Source organism: Ignatzschineria indica, assembly GCF_003121925.1.
GTDB classification, from domain to species: Bacteria; Pseudomonadota; Gammaproteobacteria; order Cardiobacteriales; family Wohlfahrtiimonadaceae; genus Ignatzschineria; species Ignatzschineria indica.
The window spans coordinates 24,736-45,698 of record NZ_QEWR01000005.1; the positions used below are offsets into that span (position 1 = coordinate 24,736).

Sequence of the window (20,963 nt, forward strand, 5' to 3'; positions counted from 1 at the left end):
AGTTATTAGTTATCAGTTATTAGTTATCAGTTAACTAGCAGAGGCTTTCTCGGCTGCTTCCAACTCTTTAATCTTTTCAATAAAGAGTGATCCATATTGATCGAGCTTTTTCATGCCGATACCCCTAATATTGAGAAATTCCCCTGGTGTTTTAGGGCGCTTTTCTGAGATCTCCCGTAAAGTAGCATCAGTAAAGATCGCATATGCCGGAATATCTCGTTCACGCGCAAGGGAGAGGCGGAGCTCTTTGAGCGGCTCATAGAAGGGGGATTTATAGTGACTGCCGGGATCGGTAACAGTGCGATGAGCGATAAGATCTTGTCGATAGAAGAGTTGCTTCTCCCCCTTTAAGATCGCTTTAGCAGCAGCTTTTAGCCGTAAAATAGGGCGCGCATCAGGTGTTTGATAGAGATAGCCGCGAGCGATTAATGTCATAATCATCTCTCGAATCGTCCGTTCTGGATACTCTTTCATAATGCCATAGGTGGAGACCTTCTCTAAACCACGCTCAATAATTTGGCGATTTTTCGAGCCCTTTAAGACTTGTGTGACCGTTGTAATACCATAATTTTGTTCTACTCGATAGACGCAAGAGAGGATCTTTTGTGCCTCAATGGTGATATTGATCTTCGGTGTCGTATTGGTGCAGTTGCCACAATTATCACAACTTTCGAAAGTGGGGGTTTCAGAGAAGTAGCGTAAAATCTCAGCGCGAAGGCACTCTTCAGAGTGGCAATAATCGATGAGCGATTGTAGATTTTGGTAGAGAATTCGTTTTCGTTCAGGATCGATCAGAAACTCATTATTCTCAATGAGATATTTCTGGTTAGAGATATCCCGAGGCGAGTAGAGTAGTAGGCAATGTGCAGGCTCTCCATCTCTGCCGGCTCTTCCTGCCTCTTGATAGTAGGCCTCCATATTTTGGGGCATATTGTAGTGGATCACAAAGCGAACATTCGATTTATCGATCCCCATTCCGAAAGCATTAGTGGCAACAATAATCTCCACCTCATCATAGATAAAGGCATTTTGATGCTTTTCTCGCTCTTCACTGCTCATGCCACCGTGATAGCCTAAAGCATTGATGCCGGCATCTTGTAAAAATTGGGTGAGCAACTCAACATTCTTCCGAGTCGCACAATAGATTACGCCTGAATCTTTGGGGTAGAATCGGCGAATAAAGTTGAGGATATAATCTCGTTTATTGGAGATCTTTAAGACCTCAAAGATCAGATTTTTACGATCGAAGCTGATAATCGATTCTACGGGATCTTGGAGTTGCAGTAGCTTTTTGATCTCCTCGATTACATCGGTTGTAGCTGTTGCTGTGTAGGCGCCAACAGGAGGGCGATAGGGAAGTTGGTGGAGAAAATCGATAATCTCTCCATAGGCGGGGCGAAAATCGTGTCCCCATTTAGAGATGCAATGCGCTTCATCGACTGCGATAAAGCTCACTTTAACGGCGGAGAATAGGTTACGAATCAGATGGCTATTGAGTCGTTCCGGGGCGATATAGATCAACTTATAACGACCTTGCCGAATCGCAATGAGCCTCTGAACAAAGGTCTCCTCATCGAGCGTGCTATTGATAAAGGTTGCCGGAATACCGATTTCGGTAAGAGAATCGACCTGATCTTTCATCAACGAGATAAGTGGGGAGACCACAAGCGTCACGTGAGGAAGTAGGAGTGCCGGGATCTGATAGCAGAGAGATTTTCCACCACCCGTCGGCATGATTCCGAGCGCGTCTTTTCCCGATAAGATGGCATTGATCAGGCGCTGTTGGCCAGGACGAAACTCACTATAGCCAAAATATTTCGCTAGCGCTTCCTTTGCTTGTTGTGTCAATGACGTGGCAGTCAATGAAATACTCCCTCAATAAAACCGTATCAACAGTAGCAGAATTGCCCTCTCAAGTATATAGCAGTTCCTGATTCATTGTTTCAAATAGATAAAACAATTTGTCATTAAGATGCCATTCTTCGGGCATGCAGTGGTGAAAAGAATAAAATGGTTGGTTCTCGCCACTCTAAAAACCTTCTTAAGAATCATTGATTGAAACAAAAAGATTGAACGCTGCCGGATCTCACTATCTCACTATCTCGCTTTTCCAAAAATTACGCGCCAACAGGTGGGGATCTTCTATCGCCGAAAACATTATCAGGTTTCATTAATGACAACAAAAGAGATTGCTGAGTTGCCGGAGATCACCACTGCATGCTTTCAGAAATCGTATGCCGGCAGATGATGATCTTCTATCATCGGTAACAATTATTACCCTATCGATACTCATTCGTGGCATCAAAGATGCCAACCTGCGGGCATGCATTCGTAATAAGAGCGAGATCGTTCTCTCCCGCCGCTCAACAGATTCTCTTATTGCTTGAAGCAATTAAATAACAGAGGCTGAACGCTGCCGGATCTCACTATCTTGCTTTTCCAGAAACTATGCGCCGGCAGAGGGCGATTTTAATCACCGGGTACTAATACTTGTTGTTTGATACAAAAGCTGTTGAGTTGCCGGAGACCACCACCGCATGTTTCTATGAATCGCATGCCGGCAAGTTGCGGTCTCAATTATTCGATTATCAGAAAACTTTCTCGGCATCAGAGATGCCAACCTGCGGGCATGCATTCGTAATAAGAGCGAGATCGTTCTCTCCCGCCGCACTACAGACTCTCTTATTGCTTGAAGCAATTAAACATCAGAGGCTAAAGGCTGCCGGATCTCACTATCTCGCTTTTCCAGAAACTACGCGCCGGAAGGTGGTGATCTCTATTGCCGGAGATTATCTCTAGATCTTTCTACTCACTCGGCTTGAGGAGGTTATCGACCTCATTGAGGGTAGAGATAAATTCCGCAAGAGATTCGGTCTCTAATTTTTTCATCGCACTTGCACGCTGCACTTCAACCGTTCGTACGGAGATCGATTCTCGTTGCGCAATCTCCTTATTTGTTAATCCCTCATAGACAAGTGCGGCGATCTGTTGTTCCCGTTCTGTTAGACGCGCATATCGAGAGAGTAATTCATTATGTTTTGCTCGAGCGAGTGTCACCTTCTCGGCATTTTTAAGCGCATTCATTAAGGTATCGAGATCGATCGGTTTTTCCAAGAAATCGACAGCACCCTCTTTTAACGTCTTTACGGCTGTTGAGACTTCACCATGGCCGGTGAGAATAATGGCGCCGATGGGACTTTGATAATTTTTTAGCATCGTAATAACCGTATCTCCCGACATCTTGGGCATGCGTAGATCGACAATCGCAATCGCTGGTAAGGTGAGGTCGACCCCTTCAATAAAAGCACGACCATCCTCCCAAAGCTCAGTTGGATAATTGAGGGCAGATACCAAAAATTGGCACGATTCGCGAACATCAGGTTCATCATCAACAATATGGACAGTTAAAGTACTCATTGTGGCTCCTTTTGATCGGTCGGGATGAGTTCTCGCGATAAGATCAATCTCACGGCAGCGCCTCTTGCACCATCGCGGCGATTATCGATTCGTAATTTACCATCTAAGCTCTCAATGAGGCGCTGGCAGATCACTAAGCCTAAACCTAACCCATCTTTTTTAGAGGTGCGGAAGGGAACAAAGGGGGCATCGATCTCTGCTTGTGTAAAACCGGGACCATTATCGAAGAGAAAGAGTTTAATATATTGTGGGTAGATCTTAAGACGAATATCGATCACTGTAGCACCTGCTTGTGCGGAATTCATCAAGCAGTTGGCTAAAACCTGCTCCAAAATAGAAGGGGTGATCACAATATTGAAATAATCGGGGATATCGACCTGAATATCGATATGACCATGCATCCGCAGTCGGGTAATTTCAATAATCTGCTCTAAAAATGCACGGAGATTAACCTCCTCTCGAATACTATTCTCCTCCGGCTTTGCCCATGAGCGTAGATTCTTAATAATATTGTGACATTGAGAAACCTGCTCATTGATCTTATGTAGCGGAGTTAAGAGGGGATGCTGTTGGTCACTCTTTTTAAGAATCATAATACTTCCCTCAGCATAATTGCGAATGGTAGAGAGGGGTTGATTGAGCTCATGGCCAATACCGCTTGCCATCTCGCCTAAAATATTCATACGATCTGCTTTTGAGAGCATCATCTCATAATCATGCATCGTTTTATAGGCACTATCGAGCGCTTTACGGCGTTTAGTTGCGGCATAACTCAGCCAGAGGTGGTTAATGAGAAGAATCAGAAGAAAGAGGGCAAAGAAGAGAAGCCAGATCTTATGGGTGATCGCTAAGCGAAAGAGGGTTTCAAAGAGAGTTTCTCGCTCCTCATAATGTTTAATATCAGCCGCTAGTTGATTGATCTCCGCCAGCGTATAGGGGAGTTGCCAGGAGGGAAGATCGGGATCATTAAATCGAAAAAGGGCGCTCTGAATTCGTTTTGCTGTCTCTTGATCGATCCCATCGAGGGCTGCTAGCGACCAACTCGGCATAAGGTTGGTACTGGTCTGGCAGGTGAAATCATCGATCTCTTTAGGATTGATGAGGCGAAAGCTCCCTTCAGGGAGAATATCTTGACGCTCAAGACGTTCATAGAGGCAGGCGGGAACAATAATGGCATCATTTTCATCTGTTGCTAAATAGTCAAAGAGTGCTTCTATTGGGTAACCGCGATATTGAAAGGCGATCTCTTTGGCTAATGTTGGTGAGTTTTGAATCATCTCATGGTAAGCAAGGAGAAAGCCTCCCAATGCATTTTGGCTCACTGCATCGACTCTCTTACCGCGAAGATCATTGAGTGTCTGAATTGGGCTCTCCTCCTTTACCCAGATAGCGCTTCCAATTTTGGCATGACTCTCTTCTAGATGAATATTCTCTTCAAGACTTGCCATCCAACGCATGGAGGCTTTTGAACGAAGATTCATAAAAACACCTTGATGGGAGAGTAGTAGATCGATCGCGCCACTGGTCACTTCAGACTCAATATTATTGAGCTGTAGTGGTTTAAGGACAAAGTGAAGATCGGGCATCTCGTGATTGAGCGCCGTAATCCAGGGACACCACTCTTTTTCAGCCGCAACATCACCGTAGGGCGCTAAGACACCAATCGTTACGCGGGATCGGTGGTCGCGATCTGTTCGGTCACCCATAGGTGAACAATGATAAGGCGCTTCTGGTAGTCGGTTCGATATTGTATCTGCGGTTGATTTAGAAGCCGCAAGAGCCGTAGGGTTTATGATGCCGAGCATTAATATCACCAATATTAATCCTTTAAGCAGCATCAACATTATTGATGGAAGTGGTCGAAATCGAAGTGATTGAGATAACGGCAACAATCGCGCTCCTTTAGGGTTGGTCAATAGAAATTTCGGCATCTTCATAGAGTGATCATAGAGTAAGAGTTTGAGAGCGATTGCATCAAGAAAACGCGCCCAATTTCTTATTATAACGAGGTTCTAGGGATTCTCCTATTTGTTGAAACATCAGGCAATCAAATAATTACAATCAAACAATAGAAGCTGATGAGTCGCCGAAGATTACCATTGTATATTTCTATGAATCGCATGCCGGCAAGTTGCTGATCTCAATTACCGGAAAATATCGCTCCATTCTGATCCATATCGATACTGATTTTGAAAAATTTTTATTCGTTGTAACAAAAGAGGCTGAACGCTGCCGGATATAACCGTCGCGCTTTTCCACAAGTCACGCGCCGGCAGATTACAATCTCTATTGCCGGCAACAATCATTTTTAATAGGTTATTTTTTAATACTTTTTTCTCGGCATTGAAGGTGCCAGCCTGCGGGCATGCAGTTGATGTAAGAGAGAGATCGTTCTTTCCCGCCGTTCAACAAATTCTCTTATGGTTTGAACTCTTATGACTTGAAATAATCAAGCTTCAGAGGCTAATAAGGTGCCGGATATAACCGTCACGCTTTTCCACAAATCACGCGCCGGCAGTGGGCAATCATTCGATTATCAGGATATTTTCTCGGCATTAAGGATGCCGACCTGCGGGCATGCAGTCGATATAAGAGCGAGATCGTTCTCTCCCGCCGTTCAACAGATTCTCTTAAGGTTTGAACTCTTATGGGTTGAAATAATCAAGCTTCAGAGGCTGATAAGGTGCCGGATATAACCGTCACGCTTTTCCACAAATCACGCGCCGGCAGTGGGCAATCATTCGATTATCAGGATATTTTCTCGGCATCAAGAATGCCGACCTGCGGGCATGCAGTTGATGTAAGAGCGAGATCGTTCTCTCCCGCCGTTCAACAGATTCTCTTAAGGTTTGAACTCTTATGGGTTGAAATAATCAAGCTTTAGAGGCTGATAAGGTGCCGGATATAACCGTCACGCTTTTCCACAAATCACGCGCCGGCAGATGACAATCTCTATTGCCGGCAATAATCATTTTTAATAGGTTGTTTTTTAATACTTTTTTCTCGGCATCAAGGATGCCAGCCTGCGGGCATGCAGTTGATGTAAGAGAGAGATCGTTCTTTCCCGCCGTTCAACAAATTCTCTTATGGTTTGAACTCTTATGACTTGAAATAATCAAGCTTCAGAGGCTAATAAGGTGCCGGATATAACCGTCACGCTTTTCCACAAATCACGCGCCGGCATGTGACAACCTGTTCTTTTAGTTATTGAATATAGTGGGGAATCTGACTCTTTTCATCAAAAAAATCTCAAAAAAATCTCAAAAAAGCGAGTTTGAGAGACTTGCTCTAGATCAATTTATTAGCAGGTATGTGGTTTACCACAATAGAGGGGCTTTACAAAAGTCGCGATCATAAGAGCATGAAAAAATTTGTGGGGTGACCCACGTTATTCGAAGTAGTAGCAGATTCAATCAATTGGGAATGCATGTCAAATCGACTACTGGATGTAGAGAGAGGAAGATCATCCTCTTAATTCCAGAGTAGAGATGAAAGGAGAGTTTAGATGGATATTACACGCCGTGATCTACTTAAGCAGCTAGGCGCTTTAACTGCCGGAGCTGCTGTAGTGTCGTTAAAAGAGGCGCGAGCCGCAGAGAAGCGCGTACCCCCTCGCCGTGAGGGTGACCCGAATAAGCGCTACGGGATGATTGTCGATCTTCGTCGTTGTATTGGTTGCCAAGCTTGTACTGTGAGTTGTACGGTAGAAAATCAGATGCCGGCGGGACAATTTAGAACAACGGTACGTCAATATCAGGTGATCAGCTATGAGCAGGATCAAGCAACTAACGTTGTTTTACCTAGACTCTGTAATCATTGTGATAATCCTCCTTGTGTTCCTGTCTGCCCAACTCAAGCCACTTTCCAACGCGAAGATGGCATCGTTGTGGTAGATAATAAGATCTGTGTCGGCTGTGCTTACTGCGTTCAAGCTTGTCCCTATGAAGCTCGTTTTATCAATGAAGAGACAGGAACCGCAGATAAATGTACCTTCTGTGCACATCGATTAGAAGCAGGGTTATTGCCGGCCTGTGTGGAATCTTGTGTCGGTGGCGCGCGAATTATTGGGGATATGAAAGATCCTAATAGCTTAATTAGCAAAATGCTTGTGGAGTTTGCCGATGAGATCAAGGTCTTAAAGCCGGAGCAGGGAACAATTCCCCAAGTCTTCTATATTGGACTAGATGAAGCATTCCAATCGCAAGTTCAAGGTCAAGCAATGTTATGGCAGGAGATTGTATTATGATTCGTGAATTACTGACATTACCTCAAGAGATTGCCTGGCTTCCATGGGCAGTGCAATATTTCTTTTTTATCGGATTAGCCGCTTCAGCAGCCCTTATTGCCGTGATCTTAAGATGGTGGAAACATGGTGAGCTTAAAGGGCTTGAACTATTGGTGATGGGTTTTGGGATCACTGCCGGCATTGTCGGACCTATCGCACTTTTAGCCGACCTTCATCAGCCGGGGCGTTTTATTAACTTCTATATCCAGATGGCACCTTGGTCATGGATGTGGATCGGAGCTGTCTTTGTCCCCCTCTTTATCGTTTTTCTCATTATCCAATTTCTCCTTCTTTTAAGAGAAAATAGTACGAAAGAGGGAACATATAAGTGGTTTAGAGCGCTTCACTGGGGCAACATCAATCCTTCATTCTGGTTGCAATGGACCTCGATGGGATTATTAGTGACCGCATTTATGATCCTTCTCTATACCGGTAAAGAGATCAATGTGCTTCGTTCACAACCGATCTGGTTTACACCATGGTTACCTTGGGTCCTCTTCTTTACGGCATTTCAAGCGGTACCGATGTGTGTTAAAGCGTGGAATTCACTCTCCTCAAGATGGTCGCAACGACAAGATCATACGGCGATTTTAAGTCGCTTCCAATTGGTCGGATTGATCGGTGTTGCCTTCACTTTAATCGGCTGGGCGATGAGCGATACGCCGGCAGGTGCTGCTTTTAGATCCCTCCCCGAGAAAGGGTCTGTCTGGTTTACGATCGGTTTAAGTCTACTGATCTATTGGTTAGTTTTGATGATCTACACCTTAGTGAATTTTAACAAGCGCCGTATCAATTGTCGCTGGATCGATCTTCTTCTAGCGCTCGGTTCGCTCTCATTAGCATGGACGATCCGCTGGGCGATCTTAATGCAATCACAAACATTACCGAAATATAATGTGGTGATTAATCCTTACCATCTCGATTGGGGATTTAGCGGATTCTTAGGCATTCTTTCAACCTTTGGACTCTGGCTCACGCTTGTTATTGTTGTGTGGAGCCTCCTTCAAGATCGCTGGTTAACCTTTAAAGCTGTTAAATAATCAATTGTGGGGGAGCATCGAGTAGCTGCTACCCATAGGAGTAATAAGATGAGTGATGATAAATTGAAAAAAGGTATCGAAGAGATGGATGTCGCAAGAGAAGCGATAGAATCTCATGAAGAGACAGGCAATGTTGAGGATGATGCACGCCGTAAGCGCCGTAACATTGTTAAGGGGGTTGCGGCAGCCGGTGGTTTAGCGGCATTTGCGGTCGGTTATAGTAATACGGCAAAGAATATGGTGAAGGGTCTCGTCACCGGTACTTCTGCAGAACCGACCAAAAATGCGATCTTTGGTGATGCGCTCAATGTGGAAGGGCATATCGAAGATGGTAAATTTATCCAGAACAAGCAACAAGCGATGTCCAATACCCAATGTTTTGGATGCTGGACCGTTTGTGGCGTGCGGGTGCGGGTTGATAAGGAGAAGAATGAGGTGATTCGTATCGCCGGAAACCCTTACCACCCACTTTCGAGTGAAGAGCAGTTTAATTACGATATGCCGATCGATGAGGCATGGGTGAAATTAGGGGGCGATCAAGGCATTAATGATCGTTCAACGGCTTGTGCGCGTGGTGCGCAGATGGGAGAATCTGTCTCAAGTCCTTATCGTGTTCTCTGGCCATTAAAACGTGTTGGAAAGCGAGGGGAAGGGAAGTGGGAGCGCATCAGCTTTGAGCAATTGATCGATGAAGTGGTCAATGGTGGCGATCTCTTTGGTGAAGGACATGTAGATGGGCTTAAAGATATTCGTGATCTTGAGACCTTGATCGATCCCCAAAATCCAGAATTTGGAGTTAAGGCGAATCAACTTTTAGTCTCAAATGCCGGAAATGAAGGGCGTGAATTCTTTGTTAAGCGCTTTACGAACGAATCGTTCGGTACGCGCAACTTCACTGCGCATGGGGCCTATTGTGGTCTTGCTTATCGTTTAGGATCAGGCGCATTGATGAATGATATGGCAAAAAATGCCCATGCTAAGCCAGATCTTGAGAATGTTGAATTTGCAATCTTTATGGGAACATCGCCGGCACAATCGGGGAATCCTTTTAAACGTCAAGGTCGCCTCTTAGCTGGTGCGAGAACGAAAGAGGCTTCTGAGTTTAGTTATGCAGTTGTTGCGCCAAACTTGCCGATGACAAATACGCTCGCAACGCAGAATAATACCTGGATCTCTATTCTTCCGGGGACCGATTCGGCAATGGCGATGGCGATGATTCGCTACATTATCGATCAGAAGCGTTATAACGAAGATTATCTCACTGTGCCAGGAGCTGCAGGAATGGAAGCGGCGAAAGCTGTGAGTCACTCTAATGCGACCCATCTTGTGATTGTTGATGAGAAGAGTCCTCTTTATGGTCAGATGTTGCGTCTTGCCGATATTGAGGGGGGTGATCGAGCATCGAGTCCTATCTTAGCGGTGGATGCGGTAACGGGTGAGTTGAAGGATGTCGATCAAGCACTTCGCGGTAAACTCTATTATGAGGGCAAAGTAGCACTCGCAAATGGGGAAGAGGTTGAGGTTGCAACAAGCTTTACGATGTTAAAACACTCTGCCGATAAGATGACGTTGGCGGAGTATAGTGAGGTTTGTGGTGTGCCGGTCTCAACGATTGAGGGATTGGCGCGTAAATTTACCAGTCATGGACATAAAGCTGCGATTATTACTCATGGTGGCATGATGAGCGGTAATGGTTTCTACAATACTTGGTCACTCTTAACACTCAATGTTTTAATCGGCAATATGAACTATAAGGGTGGAATGCATGTTAATGGTGGGAAATATGCCGATTACGCACCGGGTCCGCGTTACGATTTTACAAAATTTGATGGTATGGTGCAGCCGAAAGGCATTATGATTGGTCGCGCGAAACGCCCTTATGAATCATCAACCGAGTATAAAGAGAAGGTAGCGCGTGGTGAGAATCCTTACCCGGCGAGTCGTCCTTGGTATCCTTTTGCCGGAGGGCAGGCGACAGAGATGTTGATCTCAGCGCTTAATGCAGATCCTTATCCACTCAAAGCGTGGATCAGTAATATGACCAATCCGGTCTATGGTATTACCGGCTTTAGACAGTTACTGCTCGATAAGTTAAAAGATCCTAAAGTCTTACCACTCTTTGTGGCGATTGATGCTTTTATCAATGAAACTACAGCGATGGCGGATTATATCGTTCCCGATACTCATAACTTTGAGAGCTGGGGCTTCGGTAGCGCATGGGCAGGCGTTCCCTTTAAGACCTCTACAGCAAGATGGCCGATTGTAGAGCCACGTGTCGAGAAAGATGCAAAGGGTCGTCCAATTTCGATGGAGCTCTTCTTTATTGAAGTGGCGAAAAAGATGGGATTACCTGGCTTTGGTGAGAATGCGATTAAAGATTATGAGGGAAATAGTCATCCGGTTCATAATGCGGAAGATTTCTATCTGCGTGCGGCGGCAAATATGGCATTTGATGGATCTGCTGTACCGGAGTCAAATCGTGAAGAGATGGAGTTAACGGGTGTTAAACGCATCAAAGGTGAGATTGAGCGTGTCTTGAAGCCAGAAGAGCAGATGCGTGTTGCCTATGTCTATGCGCGTGGTGGACGCTTTGCCGACTTCGATACCGGTTGGAAAGGGGATGAGATGACGAAAAAATGGACGCCGACGCTACAGCTCTGGAATGAGACAGTAGGTGTTCATCGTCACTTTGCGAATGGGGAGCGTTATAGTGGAACGCCAACCTACTATCCGCCCCGTTTCTCAGATGGTAGTTCGGTTTATGAGCGCTTCTCAAAAGAGGAGTGGCCATTAGCATTAACCTCATTTAAATCGAATATTGTGAGTAGTACTTCCGGTTCAACACTGCGTTTACGGATGATTAAGCCGACTAACTTTGTCGCGATTAGTGAGGAAGATGCACTTCGCTTCAATGTTCAAAATGGGGATCGTGTACGGATTGAATCTCCTAATGGGGCTCAAGAATCTCAAATTATGGTTCTTGATGGTGTGAAGCCGGGTGTTTTAGCGATTGAGCATGGTTATGGTCGTCGTGATGTTGGGGCAAGAGCACATATGATCGATGGGGTACCGATGCAGTTTAGTCAACATGTAGGTAGCGGACTCAACTTAAATGATTTAGCAATTGCCGACCCTTCAAGACCGATTCCTGCGCCATGGCTTGATTGGACAACAGGCGCTGCGGTTCGACAAGGTATTCCTGCGAGAATCGTAAAACTGTAAATAAGACTGAAACATAAAACGGAAATAGATCTTCTGTAGCTCACACCCTACAGCGGACTATTATGAACCAACTCACAACCTTTGGTTCATTATAAAAACCACTCTTTTTGAGTGGTTTTTATTTTTTAGTTCTAAAAGGGCTGAACGCTGCCGGATCTTACTATCGCGTTCTTCCATCAATCACGCGCCGGCAGATGGCAGTCTTTATTGCTACCTGTAAGTATCGCTCGTATAGATCATATCGATCTGATCTCTCGGCATTGAAGATGCCGATCAGCGGGCATGCAGTTGTGATAAGAGCGCGATCGTTCCCTCTCGCCATTCGACAGATTTTCTTATGGGTTGAATCAATTAAATAGCAGAAGCTGATGAGTTGCCGGGGATCACCACTGCATGCTTTCATCAATCGCATGCCGGCAAGTTGGCGATCTTAATCACCGGCAAATATCGCTCCATTCTGATCTATATCGATCTGATTTCTCGGCATCATCGATGCCGATCAGCGGGCATACAGTTGTGATAAGAGTGCGATGGTTCTTTCCCGCCACTCAACAGATTTTCTTATGGGTTGAATCAATTAAATAGCAGAAGCTGATGAGTTGCCGGGGATCACCACTGCATGCTTTCATCAATCGCATGCCGGCAAGTAGGCGATCTTAATCACCGGCAAATATTGCTCCATTCTGATCTATATCGATCTGACTTCTCGGCATTGAAGATGCCGATCAGCGGGCATGCAGTTGTGATAAGAGTGCGATGGTTCTCTCCCGCCGCTTAACAGACTTTCTTATTTTCTTAATTACTCAATTGCTCAATTGATTAATGTAATGACTTAATGACTTATTTCTCAATTGGAAAAAAGACACCTAAAGCATTGCGATCTTCAGCGGCTAAAATAGCAAATGTCCGGCAGAGGGATTCTGTGGCCATTGTCTCAATACCAATTCCGCGTTGATAGAAGAAAGCTCGCCATTGAGGATCGAGAAATTGCATCTGATTGCCAGAGCCGATCAAAATAACAGTGGGTTTCAATTCAAGCCACTTTTCAAAATGAGCTTCTGTTAATTGCTCAAATGTTGCCGGTAAATAGTCTTCTCCGTGCAATACCTCTTTGTTAAGGAGCATAATCGGCTCATGCCATTCACTCTCGTCATTGAGTCGAAAGAAGCGTGGGGCATAACCTTTGATATGGAGATTATCTGTCGTTTCACGCTGAATAGTGGCGCCGGCAGGGTTATTATTGGGCATCGATAGACTCCTTAATAAGTGCAAAAAATTGATCTTGATCTTTAACGTGATAGAGCGCTTCAGCATCGATCGTAACACCATAACGCTCCGCAATCATCTCATAGAGCTCAAGCCGATGTTCAATGAGTTGAGGGAAGATCCAACGGGTAAAATGTGCCGGCGTAATCTCCGACTCTGATTGAAGTTGATGAGTTTTGAGATACTCCTCAATTTTAGGTAAGAGGAATGAAGCTTGATAGTAGAGCGGCTTAGGGTGTGATTGAGCGCGCTCGATCACATAGTTTTTCGCCTTTTCTGAAGCTTTTATATAGATCAATAACGCATTTTGACCGATTAGCTCCCAACTCTTCTCATCTTGGATTTCACAAAAGCTACCGCTGGTATCGATAATGAAGTTAGGGCGCTGATAGAGCTTTTCTGCACGCTCCATAAAGTAGGGAACATCGGCAATTGCACCTATCTCAGCAAGACGATGGCGCTCTAAACGATCGAGAAATTGAGCCAGAGGTTGTCCTCCTTCAGCAGGATTACCAACCATTCCCAAATAAGCAGAAAGAGGCGCGAGATTACTAATAGAGAGTCTAGATTCAACTGAAATCGCTCGATTTTGAATTAAGCTCTTTAAGAGTGGATTTTTCATCGCTTCAAGCGTTAAAAAATCATTCACTTCATCTTTAAGGTGATGTGTGCCAATTCGATAATCAATTGAGTAGTGAAACCATTCCGATGGGGGAAGCTTTTTGGAGAGATGGGTCTTTCCTACACCACTCATCCCCATCAGAGCAATCCGCTTATGGGGGGAATCTAAAAATTTTTCAACAAGCGCTTTTTTCATATCACGATCTATCTGTTTCTATCTGCTATTTAATTAGGTTACTTATCTACCAGTTAATACTGACTCATCTATAATCTATAAGCTTTATGGTCTGTAAGTTGATGATCCATAAGTTGATGACTTATAAGTTTATGATTTAAATAATGAATCATTAACTATACGATTTATTAACTATTCATGACCAACCACTTATTACTATTTGCGACCTCTATTTTGACTGCTCCATTGCTGATTATTTTACCGGTTATTTTACGAGTTATTTCATCAGTTATATCGCTAGAGTTTTCATCAATATTGCATCAATTGAGTAGTCTTTAGTTGCAAAGATTTTATATTAGCAGAGATTTGCCGGGAGATTTCTTTTTCCCCTGTTTTATAATGAAAATGATGATGAAAAGATTCTGCATGAAAGAAAAAAATACCGTAAAATAGACAGGTTTGAAAAGAAGATTTTATAATTCTAATGAGTGAGCGCACCCGGATTGATGCGCTCTTTTGCGAATTTTTTGCTAAAAGCGATATAAGGGCTTCTGCAAAGTTCCTGCGGGCTGAAAAGAGATAATAGAAGAATGATTGAACTGAAACACTTAAACTATTTTTATGGCGATACGCAAGTACTTTTCGATGTATCTATTAAAGCGAAAGAGGGAGAGATCGTTGTTTTATTAGGGCCGAGTGGCGCAGGGAAGAGCTCCTTATTACGTATCCTCAATCTACTCGAGCGCCCAAAAGAGGGAGAGCTTGAGATTGCAGGATTTGATTTCGATTTCTCTCAGTCGATCTCCGAAAAAAGCATTCGAGAATTGCGTCAAAAAGTGGGGATGATCTTCCAACAATACCATCTTTGGCCCCATCGTACAGTTCTACAAAATTTAACCTACGCGCCGGTAAAACTTGGAAAAATGAGCCAAGAGGCAGCGAAACAGAAAGGTTTAGAAGCGCTAAAGTCTCTTAAATTGGAAGGGTTAGATGGACGTTATCCACTAAAGCTTTCCGGCGGACAACAACAGCGAGTTGCTATTGCTCGGGCGCTTATGATGGAGCCCGAAGTGCTTCTCTTTGATGAGCCAACCGCGGCACTCGATCCGGAGATCACCTCGCAAGTTGCAGCGATTATTGAAGAGCTATCGACAACAGGAATTACACAAATCGTCGTAACTCATGATGTCGATTTTGCAAAACGTATCGCTACCTATGTGATCTATATGGAAAATGGGCGCGTTGTCGAAGAGGGAGATGCCTCAATGTTTGTAACGCCAAAGACAGAGCAATTTAAGCAATATCTCTCCCATTAAATTCCTCATTTTATGATAGATGCGATATGATGAGGAGGGCGAAGGTGCCGGCATCATCAGCTGCAGATGCGCTATCATATCAAGTTGTATTTCAAGCGCCCAATGATGCCTGAAGAGATCAATAAAGATAGCAAAAAGATCTCAAAGAGAGATCCAAAAAGAGATTAAAAGCTGTAAGAACAGATCGAAAATAACAATAGAGATAGATGGAGAATATTATGAAAAAGAGATTAGGATTACTACTTGTTGCCGCAGGATTATTGAGTTCAACAACCCTCTATGCACAAGATAAATTAGTGGTTGGAACCAATCCTGCATATCCACCTTTTGAGTATAAGGGTGAGAATAATGAGTTATTAGGGTTTGATATCGATCTTATGAATGAAGTATGTAACGTTTTAGAGAAAGAGTGTGTCTACTCAGAGCAGGAGTTTGATGCGTTAATTCCTAATCTTCGTTTACGTCGTTATGATGCTGTTATTTCAGGAATGGATATCACTGAAGAGCGTGCAAAACAGCTTGCTTTCTCTGACCCTTATTATCAAAACTACTCTATCTATATCACAACAAAGGATAAAGCAGACCAGATCAAAGATGTGGCAGATGCAAAAATTGGAGTACTTTCTGGTTCAACGCATCAACAATATATTCGCGATACCTACAAGGGGGCGAATGTCTCTGTCTATCCTCAATATCCTGCAGCTATGAGCGATCTGACGATTGGTCGTGTAGATGTTGTCTTTGGTGATGGTGAAGTTGTGAATGATTATATGAAAGAGAATGATAACTTCACAATGGTGGGAGAGAAGGTGACAGATCCTAAATACTTCGGCCAAGGTTTAGGTATCGGCGTTGGCAAACGTAATACGAAATTATTAGATCAGATCAATGAAGCGCTCAAAGAGGTTAAAGAGAGCGGTAAGTATGATGAGATCTACAACAAATGGTTTGAGCAGCAGTAGTGGCAGTGAGATGCGTAACTGCGAAAAAAGCGATGGAAGGTTCATCGCTTTTTGTTTGTTTAATTTGAGGGAAGAGTGTGAGTGAACTAACAACTATTTTTGATCTGTTTAACAGTCAATATTTTGCAGCGATGTTAGTAGCGGCAAAAGCGACAATTTTATTGGCGATTATCTCATTAGTGATGGGATTTCTCTGGGCAAATATTTTAGCGATTTTAGAGTTGAGCCGATGGCGAATTGTTAGGTGGAGTGTCACTCTTTTTGTATCGATTATTCGCTCACTGCCGGAGTTGATTGTGATCTTCTTGATCGGATTGGGGCTTCCTTATCTCTTTTTGGAGTATGAGGAGATTTGGCCACCCCAAGTGATCGATCTCTACTTCTCAATTCTCGATAGTTATGGGGAGTATCTCTTCTTTGGTTTAGGTGCATTTGCGCTCTCGTTAATTTATGCTTCTTACGCATCGCAGACGATTAGAGGCGCACTACTTGCCGTTCCTAAAGAGCAGTGGCATAGCGGTGCTGTTTTAGGGCTCTCTAAGCCGGCAACTTTCTTCTATATTATTATGCCGCAGATGTGGCGCCATGCCTTTCCGGGCTTAAGTAATCAGTGGTTGGTTCTATTAAAAGATACCGCGCTTGTCTCCTTGATTGGTGTTCATGAATTGATGAAAGAGACCGATTATATCTATAGTGCAACATCGGATGGATTTACCTGGTATACGATGGCGGCGTTGATCTATCTTGTGATCTCTTTAGTGAGTCAGAAGTTACAAGATCTTCTCTACAATCGAATTACCAAGTATGATCATGAGCCGGCGAAATAGGGGGAGAGCATGTTAGATCATTTTATCTTTATTTTAGAAGGGGTTCCGCTCAGTTTAGGCTTAACGGTAGCGGCTCTCTTTTTAGGGTTTATTTTAGCGCTTCTCTTAACGGGAATCTTAACGCTATGGGAGAATCGTTGGCAGGCAAAGATTGCACGCGGTTTTATTATCTTCTTTACCGGCACGCCACTTTTAGTGCAGATCTTTCTCTTCTATACAGGGCCCGGGCAATTTACCTTTATCAGAGAGTCTTTCCTCTGGTCTCTCTTCTCAGAAGCTTGGTTCTGTGCAATCTTAGCGCTCTCCTTGAATTCAGCTGCTTATACGGCCCAGCTCTTCTATGGAGCGGTTAAAAATATCTCTAAGAGCCAATGGGAGGCTTGTTTAGCATTAGGCATGAGCCGTTTTGAGGCGATGAAGATTCTGATTCCGCTAGCACTTAGACGCGCTCTACCGAGCTATTCTAATGAGATTGTCTTGATCTTCAAAAGTACATCTCTTGTACAGGGAATTACACTTCTAGATATTATGGGAAGAGCAAGAGAGCTAACAGGGCAGACGTATGATTCCATCACATATTATGCTATGGCAGGCGTGATCTATCTTGCGGTGAATGTTGTTCTCATCATGATTGCAAAACTGATGGAGCGAAGAGCATTAGCATTTGAAAATTGATAAAAGATTCAAGATCGAGGCGAAAAGAGTAATTGATCAATTTTAACGCTTTACATCTTGGAAAGAATTACTATAATAGTACGTCTATTCACTACAGAGCTAGCGAATAAACAAAAGGAAAAGTGGCCGAGCGGCTGAAGGCGCACCCCTGCTAAGGGTGTATACGTTAATAGCGTATCGAGGGTTCGAATCCCTCCTTTTCCGCCATACGATGCGTTAAAAGCCCCTATTTTAGGGGCTTTTTGCTGTCTAGGTTTTTTTGAGCATCGATAGGGACGCCAGCACTGTTAGTGAGAGTGACCTCAAAACTTAATATCTAATCCATCCCCTCCAAAAACTGATTAAAAGAGGTTAGGGCGCAATGCAGTATCCAGTAGGTTAATTGCTCTTCCTGTGGTGCTTTCTCTTCTAATTGATTGACGATGAGTAGCGCTTCATCGATTCTCTCTTCTTTAATAGCAGTAATTAGATTATCAGGAATTATCCACTCTATGCCGGCATTTTGTAGCTTTAGTTGCTCTTTGAGAATGACGACTGTTAAAAAGCAGTGTGCTAAAAATCGACTCTTTTCTTGAATATCGGGAATCACTTTTGCTTGTTGAACTGCGCTTGTTAAAAGTGCTTCATAGTTTTTGATTGCTTGAAGCGAAACATGATTCGCCAACTGAGAAAATTGCTGCATTATATCTTGTTGGAATCGCACCATTTTACGCTCATTAGAGGTAGGACGAATAATATTGAATATCAATAATATAATTCCGATCGCAACTAAGAGTGCAAAAGTTTGATTGAGAAAAGCATTGATATCGAAACTCATCGGGTTGGAAAATCCAATTAGGAAGCTAGAAGCTAATAGAAAGCCATAGCCGATTAAAAATCCTAACATAGAGCTTGCCCGGATAAGTGATGCGATAAAGTAGAGGGGGAGAATAATCATCATCGCCGGGACAATACTTGTGGCCTGAATCAGAAGACCAAATTTCAACATAAAAGAGATCGGTATGGTCAGTAGCAGAGTTAAAACAAATGTGATTGTTAATAGTTTTGTGATCATGGGGTAAGTCGCCCCTAAGGTGCAGATAATCCCGATCAATATTAAGAGGATATATCCCATATCCCATTGGGTCTCCATCCAGAAAAACATTCCAAAAAGAATACTGATAAATGTTCTCCCACTATTGATAAGTGCCTCTTTTCGATCGCTGTAGTGGATATTTCGATCCGGCATATAGAGATCTTCATCGATCGGTTGATCTAAGCGAGTCTGATAAAACTCAGTAAATTTCTCATCGAGTTTTGTGACAAATTCAGCGCCTTTTGCTGTTTTTAATAGTGCATCAGGTGCTTTCGGTTTGCGTTTTAGTTTCTCTTCAGTGATGCCGGCAGTGGCAAACCATTGGTTAAGCTGATTTAGGTATTCTGTTACTGCTAATTGATCTGATTTTAAAAGATCTTGCTTAATGGATTGAAGGACTAAAACGCCGGACATCGCTCGCATCAAACGGTAGGTGTAGTGATAGATCATCTGATTATCTTCTCGTTCTGTCGATACTGATAAAAACTCTTGATAGATCAGATCTCGAAAATCCATCAAGCCTAATAAAGTTTTCTCATAGACTTTATTAAATTTTAAAGGATCAAAATCAGCGGTTAACAGGGATTGATAGAGCCGTTTAACATTAGAGCGTTGTAGGCGAAGTTTCTGCTTGACGATGATACGTTCTAAATGTGAAGGCCATAACATCGAGACAAAAAAGGCGGTTACCAGACCAATTAAGATCTCTAAAATTCGTGCTTGAGTGATCTGAAAGACCATATATGAAGAGGGGGAGATTGAGAGCGCAAACCCTAAAATAGCAGAAGTATAGCCACATAATGCAAAGCAGTAAGTTACCATCGAGCTCTTGATACTTGCTAAGTAAGCACAAATTGAGAGCCAAAAGGCCATGTAGATGGTAAATAGCCATTGATCATCGAGGGCCACAGTCGCAAGGAGTGTAACGACAAATGCGCCGACAAGGGTTCCGATCAAGCGTGCTAAAAATTTCTCAACCAGCATACTCTGCATTGGTAGAGAGACAATAATCACTGTCATGATAGACCAGTAGGGTTTATCGGTCTGTAATCTAAACGCAATAAACCAGGCGATTCCAACGCCAACGGCAACACGTAATCCGTAAGAGTAATTGAGGCCGGCAAAATAGTGACCTAATTGATTAAGGAGTACCTTGAGTTTAGATTCTTGGATGTTTGTCTGGCTCATGGCTATTTTTTAGACTCATGCATTTCATCTAAAACGATAATAGTGACTGTCGTCCCGGCGATAAGATTATGTGCCTCTAACTCTTCATCACTCTCTTCAAAAGCGACTTTTACCGGGATTCTTTGTGCTAAAGTTACCCACGGATAATTCGGCTTAACTGCTTGTAATAACTGTTCACCTGTCTGTGCGCTCTGGTCAAAAATCGCTCGACCATATCCAGTAATATAGCCATACATCTTTTCTCCGCCATTGTAGGGGATAATCTCAACGCGGCGTCCAACTTCAATATAGGGGAGTTTGGTCTCTTCAAAGTAGCCTACAGCATGAAAGCTATCTTTATCGACAAGCGCAAAGAGGGGTTGTCCAGCTGGAATAAAGCTCCCTTCACGAATATTCATATTGGTGACATAGCCACTGACTTCAGCATAAACCTTGGTACGACTGAGGTCGAGCTTTGCTTTTTCTACCGCAATCTCAGCCTGCTGTACCTGATCATTGAGCAGATCTAGGTTGTATTTAACATCATCAAGATGTTCTTTTGAGATTGCAGCAACATTACCGAGATTGGTTCTACGCTCATATTGTAATGCGGCTTGTTCCTGACGTATGCGTAGTTGCTCTAATTGTGCTTCTGCATTTCGAAGATTGATCTCATAATCGATCGGATCAATTTCAAAGAGAAGCTCACCTCTCTTAACTAATTGATTATCTTTAATAGGCAGGTCGATCAGTTTACCAGAGACTTGTGCCGATACTTGAATGACATCGGCCCGAATTTTTCCATCGCGTGTCCATCCGCCTAAAACGTAGAAGTTCCATAACTGAAAAGCGACAACGATCAGCACAAGTGCTGCAATAACGGTAATTAAATAGCGTTTTAAAGCATTCTTCATA

Annotated in this window: 19 protein-coding genes and 1 tRNA gene; 12 read left to right on the forward strand and 8 right to left on the reverse strand. The window is 43.4% G+C overall.

The window, feature by feature from the left end:
• Positions 1-30 precede the first annotated feature (30 nt).
• On the reverse strand, positions 31-1,863 hold the full coding sequence (recQ, locus tag DC082_RS09150; protein ID WP_229821657.1) for a DNA helicase RecQ: 1,833 nt from the start codon (positions 1,861-1,863) through the stop codon (positions 31-33).
• 371 nt (positions 1,864-2,234) lie between these two features.
• Here recQ and DC082_RS10840 point away from each other — a divergent pair, with 371 nt between their 5' ends.
• Together DC082_RS10840 and DC082_RS09155 are read left to right on the forward strand one after the other, a co-directional pair.
• The gene (locus tag DC082_RS10840) at positions 2,235-2,387 is read left to right on the forward strand and encodes a hypothetical protein (protein ID WP_157957449.1); all 153 of its coding nucleotides are present in this window, start codon (positions 2,235-2,237) and stop codon (positions 2,385-2,387) included.
• Between the two features lie 106 nt (positions 2,388-2,493).
• Positions 2,494-2,799, forward strand: coding sequence for a hypothetical protein (locus DC082_RS09155; protein ID WP_109236724.1), 306 nt, complete (start codon positions 2,494-2,496; stop codon positions 2,797-2,799).
• A gap of 6 nt (positions 2,800-2,805) precedes the next feature.
• Here the strand turns inward: DC082_RS09155 and DC082_RS09160 are convergent, their stop codons facing one another.
• Positions 2,806-3,417, reverse strand: coding sequence for a response regulator transcription factor (locus DC082_RS09160; protein ID WP_109236725.1), 612 nt, complete (start codon positions 3,415-3,417; stop codon positions 2,806-2,808).
• The gene (locus DC082_RS09165) at positions 3,414-5,222 is read right to left on the reverse strand and encodes a sensor histidine kinase (RefSeq protein WP_229821664.1); all 1,809 of its coding nucleotides are present in this window, start codon (positions 5,220-5,222) and stop codon (positions 3,414-3,416) included. Before DC082_RS09165 ends, DC082_RS09160 begins: the two co-directional genes overlap by 4 nt.
• An 878-nt stretch (positions 5,223-6,100) precedes the next feature.
• On the opposite strand from DC082_RS09165, the gene DC082_RS10660 reads away from it, so the two are divergent.
• The 4 genes from DC082_RS10660 (at position 6,101) to DC082_RS09180 (ending at position 11,964) form a co-directional block, all read left to right on the forward strand.
• A complete protein-coding gene (locus DC082_RS10660) occupies positions 6,101-6,301 on the forward strand; it encodes a hypothetical protein (RefSeq protein WP_133243705.1) in 201 nt (66 codons plus the stop codon).
• A 621-nt stretch (positions 6,302-6,922) separates the two neighbouring features.
• Positions 6,923-7,663 carry a tetrathionate reductase subunit TtrB gene (gene ttrB, locus DC082_RS09170; RefSeq protein WP_109202293.1) on the forward strand — a complete coding sequence of 247 codons (741 nt, stop codon included), beginning with the start codon at positions 6,923-6,925 and terminating at the stop codon, positions 7,661-7,663.
• Positions 7,660-8,742: an NrfD/PsrC family molybdoenzyme membrane anchor subunit gene (gene nrfD, locus DC082_RS09175; protein ID WP_109236727.1), complete on the forward strand. Its 1,083-nt coding sequence runs from the start codon at positions 7,660-7,662 to the stop codon at positions 8,740-8,742. The genes ttrB and nrfD overlap by 4 nt, the downstream gene beginning before the upstream one ends.
• Positions 8,743-8,826: 84 nt before the next feature.
• Positions 8,827-11,964, forward strand: a complete 3,138-nt coding sequence (locus tag DC082_RS09180) for a molybdopterin dinucleotide binding domain-containing protein (protein WP_109236732.1) — start codon at positions 8,827-8,829, stop codon at positions 11,962-11,964.
• A gap of 160 nt (positions 11,965-12,124) precedes the next feature.
• On the opposite strand, the gene DC082_RS10845 is transcribed toward DC082_RS09180, so the two are convergent.
• Positions 12,125-12,286: a hypothetical protein gene (locus tag DC082_RS10845; protein ID WP_157957450.1), complete on the reverse strand. Its 162-nt coding sequence runs from the start codon at positions 12,284-12,286 to the stop codon at positions 12,125-12,127.
• A 297-nt stretch (positions 12,287-12,583) separates the two neighbouring features.
• On the opposite strand from DC082_RS10845, the gene DC082_RS10850 reads away from it, so the two are divergent.
• A complete protein-coding gene (locus tag DC082_RS10850; protein WP_157957451.1) occupies positions 12,584-12,742 on the forward strand; it encodes a hypothetical protein in 159 nt (52 codons plus the stop codon).
• A gap of 62 nt (positions 12,743-12,804) precedes the next feature.
• On the opposite strand, the gene DC082_RS09185 is transcribed toward DC082_RS10850, so the two are convergent.
• Together DC082_RS09185 and DC082_RS09190 are read right to left on the reverse strand one after the other, a co-directional pair.
• Positions 12,805-13,212, reverse strand: coding sequence for an Mth938-like domain-containing protein (locus DC082_RS09185; protein WP_157957452.1), 408 nt, complete (start codon positions 13,210-13,212; stop codon positions 12,805-12,807).
• Complete coding sequence (locus tag DC082_RS09190; RefSeq protein WP_109236728.1) at positions 13,202-14,047, reverse strand: hypothetical protein; 846 nt, start codon at positions 14,045-14,047, stop codon at positions 13,202-13,204. The genes DC082_RS09185 and DC082_RS09190 overlap by 11 nt, the downstream gene beginning before the upstream one ends.
• Positions 14,048-14,616: 569 nt before the next feature.
• On the opposite strand from DC082_RS09190, the gene artP reads away from it, so the two are divergent.
• The 5 genes from artP to DC082_RS09215 all read left to right on the forward strand — a co-directional run bounded on the left by artP (position 14,617) and on the right by DC082_RS09215 (position 18,013).
• Entirely contained in the window at positions 14,617-15,342 is a 726-nt protein-coding gene (gene artP / locus DC082_RS09195) for an arginine ABC transporter ATP-binding protein ArtP (protein ID WP_109236729.1), read from the forward strand.
• A 218-nt stretch (positions 15,343-15,560) separates the two neighbouring features.
• A complete protein-coding gene (locus DC082_RS09200; RefSeq protein ID WP_109236733.1) occupies positions 15,561-16,304 on the forward strand; it encodes a transporter substrate-binding domain-containing protein in 744 nt (247 codons plus the stop codon).
• A 131-nt stretch (positions 16,305-16,435) separates the two neighbouring features.
• Complete coding sequence (locus DC082_RS09205; protein WP_109236734.1) at positions 16,436-17,131, forward strand: ABC transporter permease subunit; 696 nt, start codon at positions 16,436-16,438, stop codon at positions 17,129-17,131.
• 9 nt (positions 17,132-17,140) lie between these two features.
• Positions 17,141-17,806, forward strand: coding sequence for an arginine ABC transporter permease ArtM (artM, locus tag DC082_RS09210; RefSeq protein ID WP_094568544.1), 666 nt, complete (start codon positions 17,141-17,143; stop codon positions 17,804-17,806).
• 116 nt (positions 17,807-17,922) lie between these two features.
• Positions 17,923-18,013, forward strand: a tRNA-Ser gene (locus tag DC082_RS09215).
• A 109-nt stretch (positions 18,014-18,122) separates the two neighbouring features.
• Here DC082_RS09215 and DC082_RS09220 read toward each other — a convergent pair.
• Both DC082_RS09220 and DC082_RS09225 read right to left on the reverse strand, forming a co-directional pair.
• On the reverse strand, positions 18,123-20,069 hold the full coding sequence (locus DC082_RS09220) for an FUSC family protein (RefSeq protein WP_109236730.1): 1,947 nt from the start codon (positions 20,067-20,069) through the stop codon (positions 18,123-18,125).
• A 2-nt stretch (positions 20,070-20,071) separates the two neighbouring features.
• A complete protein-coding gene (locus DC082_RS09225; protein ID WP_094568540.1) occupies positions 20,072-20,962 on the reverse strand; it encodes an efflux RND transporter periplasmic adaptor subunit in 891 nt (296 codons plus the stop codon).
• Position 20,963: the final 1 nt, after the last annotated feature.

Bases quoted from the DNA above. Each gene is read 5' to 3' on its own strand.
- DC082_RS10840 (WP_157957449.1), top strand. From the start codon at position 2,235: ATGCCGGCAGATGATGATCTTCTATCATCGGTAACAATTATTACCCTA.
- DC082_RS09205 (WP_109236734.1), top strand. From the start codon at position 16,436: ATGTTAGTAGCGGCAAAAGCGACAATTTTATTGGCGATTATCTCATTA.
- artP (WP_109236729.1), top strand. From the start codon at position 14,617: ATGATTGAACTGAAACACTTAAACTATTTTTATGGCGATACGCAAGTA.
- artM (WP_094568544.1), top strand. From the start codon at position 17,141: ATGTTAGATCATTTTATCTTTATTTTAGAAGGGGTTCCGCTCAGTTTA.
- DC082_RS09200 (WP_109236733.1), top strand. From the start codon at position 15,561: ATGAAAAAGAGATTAGGATTACTACTTGTTGCCGCAGGATTATTGAGT.
- ttrB (WP_109202293.1), top strand. From the start codon at position 6,923: ATGGATATTACACGCCGTGATCTACTTAAGCAGCTAGGCGCTTTAACT.
- nrfD (WP_109236727.1), top strand. From the start codon at position 7,660: ATGATTCGTGAATTACTGACATTACCTCAAGAGATTGCCTGGCTTCCA.
- DC082_RS09160 (WP_109236725.1), bottom strand. From the start codon at position 3,417: ATGAGTACTTTAACTGTCCATATTGTTGATGATGAACCTGATGTTCGC.
- DC082_RS09190 (WP_109236728.1), bottom strand. From the start codon at position 14,047: ATGAAAAAAGCGCTTGTTGAAAAATTTTTAGATTCCCCCCATAAGCGG.
- DC082_RS09185 (WP_157957452.1), bottom strand. From the start codon at position 13,212: ATGCCCAATAATAACCCTGCCGGCGCCACTATTCAGCGTGAAACGACA.
- DC082_RS10845 (WP_157957450.1), bottom strand. From the start codon at position 12,286: ATGGCGAGAGGGAACGATCGCGCTCTTATCACAACTGCATGCCCGCTG.
- DC082_RS09180 (WP_109236732.1), top strand. From the start codon at position 8,827: ATGGATGTCGCAAGAGAAGCGATAGAATCTCATGAAGAGACAGGCAAT.
- DC082_RS10850 (WP_157957451.1), top strand. From the start codon at position 12,584: ATGCTTTCATCAATCGCATGCCGGCAAGTAGGCGATCTTAATCACCGG.
- DC082_RS09225 (WP_094568540.1), bottom strand. From the start codon at position 20,962: ATGAAGAATGCTTTAAAACGCTATTTAATTACCGTTATTGCAGCACTT.
- DC082_RS09165 (WP_229821664.1), bottom strand. From the start codon at position 5,222: ATGCTCGGCATCATAAACCCTACGGCTCTTGCGGCTTCTAAATCAACC.
- DC082_RS09220 (WP_109236730.1), bottom strand. From the start codon at position 20,069: ATGAGCCAGACAAACATCCAAGAATCTAAACTCAAGGTACTCCTTAAT.